Below are 7,643 nucleotides of genomic sequence, written 5' to 3'. Positions count from 1 at the left end.
TCTGCCGATTGTAAAAGAATGGCAGGAACGCCCTTTGGAAGAAGTGTATGCTGTAGTATTTATGGATGCAATCCACTATCACGTCCGCAGTGAAGGACGTATTGTAAAACGTGCGGTTTACATTGCCCTTGGTATCGATATGAATGGGAAAAAAGATGTTCTTATATAAATTGAATGGTCAACAGTTTTCATATACAAATCTTACCAAGTGTGTTGGTGTAAGTGATTTGTATTGGACACGTTCAGCATATAGAACAGTAAGAATTGTCACAAGTGGAAAAAACATAAAAGTATATGTAGATGGGACATTATATATAAATTATACAGATACATCACCAATCGAGTCGGGTTCATACGGGTTCTTTTCTCTTAGTCAAGCTGATTCAAGATTTGCTTCTATAACAGGTAAAGCAACATTAGCACATTATATAGCAACATTTAATGCAAATGGTGGTACATTATCTGGAAGTAGCAGTAAGACAGTAACATCCACAAAGACATATGGAACATTACCAACTGCAACCAGAACAGGATATACGTTTGCAGGCTGGTATGATGCCAAAACAGGTGGAAATAAAATAACGTCTACATCTACAGTAGATATTGCAGCAGATACAATATTTTATGCGCGTTGGACACCTATTGACTATACGATTTCTTACAATTTAAATGGTGGCACCGCAAGCAATAAAACGTCTTACAATATAGAAACAGCTACATTTACATTAAACAGTCCGACAAAAGCAGGCTATACATTTACTGGGTGGACAGGAAGTAATGGCACAGCACCACAAAAATCAGTTAGTGTATCAAAAGGTTCTACTGGAAATAAAGCGTATACAGCAGTATTTGAAAAAAATGTTTATACAATAACAATAAGTGAAAATGGAAGCGGTGTATTATCAAATAGTAGTAAAGTTGAATATGCTGACAGTACATCAGTATTCATCGTACCAGCAGATGGCTATACAACAAGTAGCTTAAAAATTGATGGTGTATCAATAACACCAGTAACAAAATATAATTTTTTAAATGTAAAAGTTGATCATAAAGTAGAAGTGATGTTTACAATGACACAGACAAGAAAAATGAGCTTATTTGCAAGTATCTATGACTGGATAGATTTAAAATTGAAATAAATTAATAGCGTCTAAAATTCGACAGCTTCGGCTGTCTTTTTTTGTTGTTCAGTAAAGTTATTGGGTATATAATTATAGAAAGAATACAAAAGTAAGTAGGAAAGTACGGATATGGGAAAGATAGAAAATCTCGAAAAATATATTGATTTGTGCAGTGAGAAAAATATTAGCATCAATGAAAAAATAAACTTTTTGAGAGAAGTAATTGGTGTGTATGGAAGCGAAATAAGCAATATGTCAAGTGGCTTAGATTCGTATGTCCGTCGACATAGAGAGGGGCATAAAATTGATTATGATGGTGACATGGATAAAATAAAAGCCAAATTGATTAATTATAAAGATAATTTGGAGCTGGAAGAACAGAAACGGAAAGATGAATTGGAATTAGCGAGATTAAATCAGGGAAATATTAACGTGTCTGCTAATGCCAATAATTCTAATAATATTAATATAAATATCACATTGGATCAGGCAATAGAAATCATTAATCAGATACCAGATAAAATAGTGACAAAAGAGGAAAAGGAAGAGTTAGAAGATAAATTATCTGGAATAGATGCAGCAGTGAGGAGTGGCAAAAGGGAAAAGGCAAGGGAAAAAATAGTAGGAGTATTAAAATTCTTAGCGGATAAAGGGGCAGATGCATTAATTGCAATATTGCCATATTTAGGACAGATGTCAGGGATAATACAAAACATATAATATGCTTGGAGATATAGAAGAATGGATAATATAGAACAAAGAAAAAAGATCGCTAATATATTAAAAAGGGCAAAAAATACAGCAAAACCAGACAAATGTATTGTGTGTGGGGAAGCACAGACAAGCTTTTGCAATTCCCATTTAATTCCACAAATGATATTAAAAACAATTGCAGAAGATGGAAAATTACTCCATTCTAATGCATTGGTGGGAGTAGAAGTATTGGATATAGAAAAGGGAATTAATAATGCGGGTACATTTCACTTTATATGTAGAAAGTGTGATGGAATACTATTTCAAGATTACGAAAATAGAGATGCATTGATAAATTATCCGTCTGATAATATGTTGGCAGAGATTGCAATGAAGAATATGTTGTTAATGCTTAGTAAACGAGGCGAAGAAAAAGAAATTTTTAACATTATACAGAGAGAAAGCAATGTATTTGAAAACAAGGAAATTTTGGATGAAGTTCAAGGATTAGATACAAAAGAATATTTAGAGGATTTTAGATTTTACAAAGAAATAAGTGATGAAAAAAAATCTGGATGTTTCCAAATCTTATATTGGAAAAAACTTCCTTATGTTACACCTGTGGCGGCGCAGTCACCCATTGCAATATATAAGGATATGAATGGGGATATTGTAAATGATGTATATAGTGAAGATCCGAATTATAGGATACAAAATGTGCATTTATGTATTTTCCCAATTGAGAATGAGACAGTAGTATTATTATTTTGTCATAGAAAAGAAAAAAATTATAAAAAGTTAAGACATCAATTGAATAGCATTTCAGAAGAAAAAAAATTAATGTATATAAATTATATAATGTTTGCCTATACGGAAAATTATTTTTTCTCTAAAAGAATACAGGAAAAGATAGAAACAGATGAAAACCTGAAAAAGCTTAGTAGAGAATTAAACGGGTTACCTAATTTTGGTTATATGGATATTGATAGTATTTTAGAAGAATATGAACCAGTAAAGATGGAGGAAATTCCAAATTTTTTATCGGAAAAATATAGTTTACAGGGGGAGTAGTATGGCATATTATGTGTTTTTAGATACAAATATTTATGAAGAAAGTAATTTTTCATTTGAAAATGGTAAATTTACTAAACTAAAAGATATGACAAAAACAGGAAAGGTAGTATTGTTATATAATGAAGTAATATATAGGGAAGTAAAGCAACACATTGAAAGTTATATAAAAGAAGCTGTCGGAGAATACAATGCTGCTGTAAAAAACAAAGGGTTTGCACCTTTTAGGAATGTTAAGGAATGGGGTGGACATTTGGATTTACTTAATGAACAGAAGTTAATTGGGCAGCAGTGGAAAGCATGGGATGATTATTTAAAGTCATGTTGTGCTATTAAAATTCCAACAAAAAGTGTAAATGTAGATGCCATTTTAGATAATTATTTTAAGAGATTATTGCCGTTTGAGAATAAAAAACCAAATGAATTTAAAGATGCAATAACAATAGAATCTATTCGTGATTATTTTGAAATTATAAAGGAAAATGAGCTTGCGGAAAAATTATTTGTAGTGGCAGTGGATAAGGGAGTAAGAAAATCATTTAGGAATGAAAAATCAATAGTTCCTTTTGATAACCTAAATAAATTTATAAACTATATTATTTTACATACGGAATATTTGGCTGTTGCTATTAATAAAGAAATAGAGAGTGGAGCATTTGATGATTTTATACAAAAGCATATTGTAGATCAAATATATTCAGCAAATTGCAATATAGAGGATTTCTATGATGTTTTTGATATTGATGATGTTGAATATGTGAATCATGAAGTAGGGTATATTGACGTCACAGATGAAGGAACGGCAGAGGTTACATTAGAAATGTCAGCAAAAATTTGTGTAGAATATACAGAAAGAGACGAAGATAATTCATTCTATGATGATGACGAAGATAGATATTTATGGGAAGAATTCGTTGAATATAAAGAATGCCATGGAGTTTCATTTGAAGCCACAATGACATTAAATATTGGTGAACTGGATGAGAAAGCAATAAAAGAGAAAGTTAATGAATTTAATGAATTATTAGAGGAATTTGATGAGTCTATTTTAAATATTACTGTTGAACCTGAAACTATATTTATTCCGAAGGAAACAGTTATTTTAATGAATGACTGGACTCTGCTTAAAAGAGACGAAACAAGAAATACGGTGGACGATTGGGATGAGGAAGAGTATACAGGAGATAAACCTTATACAACTTGTCCAGATTGTGGAAGACCAATATCATTTGAAAATGATGGAGGAAATGGTTTCTGCATAGATTGTGCACCAGAACATTAGAGGTAGAGTATGAAAGATTATATTTGGGATGGAGAAATAGATATGGGATGGGAAGATATGAAGTCCTATCTTATAGAAGTTTCAGATAAATTTGTGCAGAAGGCACTTATTTTAGCAAATCAGTCAAGTAATATTATTGTACAAAAATTAGTAAATGAAAAAAGTATGCAACGATTCGAGGCGGTTATAGATGCACTCTCCGAGAATATGGAGGACATATTTTACTATACATATGAAGATTTAGAAGGTAATGCTGTAAGTGGTCTAAAGATGAAATCTTGGATATTGTTAGGGGCAGCAACTGAAGTTGCACTACAGATATTTTTATCAATATATATTCAAGATTACCAAAGTGCCAATTGGCAACAATGGGAAGAATTTTCTGAAAATGAAGTGAAAAATGCTGTTTTTGACACTCTCAATAATTTGATGGAAGAAGGAAAAATAAAAAGAGAATATGTTCGTTCAATAAAGGAAGCTGTACGTGATGAAATTAAATATCACGTAAAAATCCACCCAATAGAAAAAGTAATGTTAGATGAAATAATTTCCTTTTATGAGATAAACAGAATACTGGATCAGGATGATATAGAAGTATTAAGAAGTATACAAAAGAATAGAAATTGTATTCATGCTTATATGGATCGGAAAATTGGTTTGTGGTCTGAGTTACAATATTGTATAAGATTTTTTTGCGCTTTGTTAGAAACACTGGCATTTAGGATGCCAGAAGAAGTATAAATGTATAGTTGCGATTAAATATGGTTAAGCTAATAGGCGGGAAAAAAACATTGACAAAATAGTTTTTCTGTCATATTATGATTATACAAAGAATTGTTGTGTTTGGTATAATGGTTATATTAAAGACAATGATGGTTGAGTTTTGGTGTGCCACTACCGAAGGCGTTGAAGTGTGGAACAATATAGGTTGGTGTGCTGCTACCAAAGACGTTGAAATGCAGAACGATATAGGTTGGCGTGCCACTGCCAAAGGCGTTGAAGTGTGGAACGATAAAGGGAAGCGTTAGCTTCCCATTTTTTGTATCAGTAGTTTTGTGTATTCCAATGAAAATAGAAAGATGAGCAGACACATATGAAGTTTGATAAAGTACAATTTGTATACATAGATATTAAATATTTAGAATATTTACATGAAATAGAGCCTGAAATCTATTTTGATAAAAATGATCCAAATTACAAATTAAAACCACATTTAGGAATATTATTGAATAATGATGGCAGAGAATATGTAATACCTTTAACTTCAGGGAAAGATAAACATAAGGATTGGGCGGATGTTACTGCAAGTTGGTATAGAATTTATGAGGTAATTGATATTACAGAAGATCCAGTAAAATCAGATGATGTTATTGTGGAAATAAAAAATCAGGATATTTTGAAAAAAATAGATAAAGACAAGCGGAAAGATTATAGACAAAGAGTTTTATCTGTTTTAGATTTACGCAAGATGTTTCCTGTTGACGAAAGTGTATATCAGAAAGTAAAATTTGATATAAGTAGCAGTATGTCGAGGAGCGATAATCAGAGAACATTTTTGATGATTAAAGAATATAATTTTTTAACAGAAATAGCAGATGAAATAGAGAAGAAAGCTACAAAAATATATGATAAACAGATTTCAAAAAATAAAGTTTTAAAGTATCATTGCGATTATCGAAAATTAGAAAAAGCATTTGATGAATATAAGGGAAAATGCTTATTGGGAACTGACATAACCTGAATGGTTAGTCGGTTCTTTTCTATTTATGTATAAATTTACTTTACAAAAAGTAATAAGAGAGTTAACATGCGAGCACAAACAGAGAACAACAGTTATAAAATTGAATAAGGAGGAATTAAGATGCCTGATTTAGAAACTTGGACAGAAGGATGTAAAAACTCAAATTGTAAACTATTTATTACATTATTTGGAAAGGAGCCGCCATTAGAAGATCTGAAAGATAACTATTATGAATTTAGAAATAAGGTTGCTGATTGTCTGTAACTGGTATCTGAAGATTTGGATGATACAGAAGCATTTGAAGAGCATTATAATGAAGTAATGGATTTGAAGGAATCAAATAATATTATGTATCATGCATTTGAAGCAGCATATGAAATAGCTTGTGGAAAGCTTGATACAGATGATGATTTCTATTCAGAATATTATAGCGAAAATGATTGTATGGTAGCATTAATGGAAATGCAGTCATTACATGATAAGATACTGTGCTTTGGCTTAAATGATTTATTTTAGCTATACAGAAAACCAGTAAATTCAAGGCTTTACAGGACATCTGTAAGAATAACCATTGAATAGTTGTATAGATAATTAATGAGGTGTTGTATTTGGTTTACAACAGGTATTGTAAGGATAATACAAGACTACTGTATAGGAAAATACATAATCGCTGTATCGTTATAAATGATATGTTGTAAAGATAGACATAAAAAAGGCTATACAGGGAAATAAGATGAAGTATCTATATACAGGACTATTGTAAATCAGGTTACTTTTTATAAAACATCAATATAAGCATATCTGGCAAAACTTATAGATAATTTAATCCTATTTGAAACAAAGAAAGGCAAAAAATATTATGTTGCCAGTACATTGTTGGATTATGATAGCATTTTACAATACTTGAAAGAGTATAATTTTGCTGGTTATTCTATGATACTTTCTGATAGTAATTATTGGAATTATGCAAGTACAACAATATTATTTGATTATGAAATGTTAAATGAAGAAGTACAAATTAATGAAAAGTAGTATAAGGTCACTTCGGTGGTCTTTTTTATTTGCAATTAAGCCGAAAATCCAACAGTCATATTTATTTTACATTGAAAAGTTTCAAAGTGAGGGGGAATAAATATGGCAGTAGCAATAAAAAGGGTTATAAAGTTTAGCTATGCAAAAATGAATTCGGTGCAATCGGAACAAACCAGAATCCGTGCAAAGAATAAATACAAGAATGACCATATATGTGAGGAATTTAAGAAATTCAATTTACATCCTATTAACAATACAGAAGGACTTACTTATAATCAGTATTTCAAAAAATATTGTAAAAGAAGAACTGGTGGTAAGAAAAAGGTTGATGTTGTAAGTGAAATGGGGGAAAAGGATTTTTATTTAGATAAATTATACACTGGAAAAGGTGGAGGAAAAACAACTTGCTGTGTAGAATCAATGGTAATATCGCTTAATGACAGAATAGATGCAACAGAAGAAGCAATTAAAGCATATCAGGAAGATCCAGACAATCAACAAAAGATGGATGCATTTGTAACATATATCACCAAATCAGATCCAAGATTTAGGAATTGTAGGTTTTTAAATGTAGACTGGCATTTTGATGAAGTATATACACCATATGAAATTCCAATTTACGAAGATGCCAATAGAAGAAGTGTGGAGCATCCCAAAGTTTGTGTAAACCTCCAAACTGATGTAAGATAAAATTACTCAGTTT

9 protein-coding genes and 1 pseudogene are annotated in these 7,643 nt (G+C 30.9%); all 10 read left to right on the top strand.

The annotated features are described in order from the left end of the window. Positions 1-163 (top strand): annotated as a pseudogene (locus tag DW650_RS17745) (transposase); the annotation flags it as partial. Next, on the top strand, positions 144-1,139 hold the full coding sequence (locus tag DW650_RS17740; RefSeq protein ID WP_118210703.1) for an InlB B-repeat-containing protein: 996 nt from the start codon (positions 144-146) through the stop codon (positions 1,137-1,139). The pseudogene DW650_RS17745 and the gene DW650_RS17740, both read left to right, overlap by 20 nt. 111 nt (positions 1,140-1,250) lie before the next feature. Continuing rightward, positions 1,251-1,841 carry a hypothetical protein gene (locus DW650_RS17735; RefSeq protein WP_118210702.1) on the top strand — a complete coding sequence of 197 codons (591 nt, stop codon included), beginning with the start codon at positions 1,251-1,253 and terminating at the stop codon, positions 1,839-1,841. 21 nt (positions 1,842-1,862) lie between these two features. Next, complete coding sequence (locus tag DW650_RS17730) at positions 1,863-2,885, top strand: hypothetical protein (protein WP_118210701.1); 1,023 nt, start codon at positions 1,863-1,865, stop codon at positions 2,883-2,885. Between the two features lies 1 nt (position 2,886). Continuing rightward, positions 2,887-4,167, top strand: a complete 1,281-nt coding sequence (locus DW650_RS17725; RefSeq protein WP_118210700.1) for a PIN domain-containing protein — start codon at positions 2,887-2,889, stop codon at positions 4,165-4,167. Between the two features lie 9 nt (positions 4,168-4,176). After that, positions 4,177-4,908, top strand: a complete 732-nt coding sequence (locus DW650_RS17720) for a hypothetical protein (protein ID WP_118210699.1) — start codon at positions 4,177-4,179, stop codon at positions 4,906-4,908. A 352-nt stretch (positions 4,909-5,260) separates the two neighbouring features. Further along, complete coding sequence (locus tag DW650_RS17710) at positions 5,261-5,908, top strand: type III toxin-antitoxin system ToxN/AbiQ family toxin (RefSeq protein ID WP_118210697.1); 648 nt, start codon at positions 5,261-5,263, stop codon at positions 5,906-5,908. Between the two features lie 120 nt (positions 5,909-6,028). Next, positions 6,029-6,172 carry a hypothetical protein gene (locus DW650_RS19600; protein ID WP_158576238.1) on the top strand — a complete coding sequence of 48 codons (144 nt, stop codon included), beginning with the start codon at positions 6,029-6,031 and terminating at the stop codon, positions 6,170-6,172. 15 nt (positions 6,173-6,187) lie between these two features. Beyond that, positions 6,188-6,424 (top strand): hypothetical protein, encoded by a 237-nt coding sequence (locus DW650_RS17705; protein WP_118210696.1) that lies wholly within the window; start codon positions 6,188-6,190, stop codon positions 6,422-6,424. 618 nt (positions 6,425-7,042) lie between these two features. Beyond that, positions 7,043-7,630, top strand: a complete 588-nt coding sequence (locus DW650_RS17700) for a hypothetical protein (RefSeq protein WP_118210695.1) — start codon at positions 7,043-7,045, stop codon at positions 7,628-7,630. The last annotated feature ends 13 nt before the right edge of the window (positions 7,631-7,643 follow it).

The organism is Roseburia sp. AM23-20 (assembly GCF_003470905.1).
GTDB classification, from domain to species: Bacteria; Bacillota; Clostridia; order Lachnospirales; family Lachnospiraceae; genus Roseburia; species Roseburia rectibacter.
Note: the sequence above shows the minus strand (reverse complement) of the source record. Positions and strands in the feature narration are given on the sequence as shown.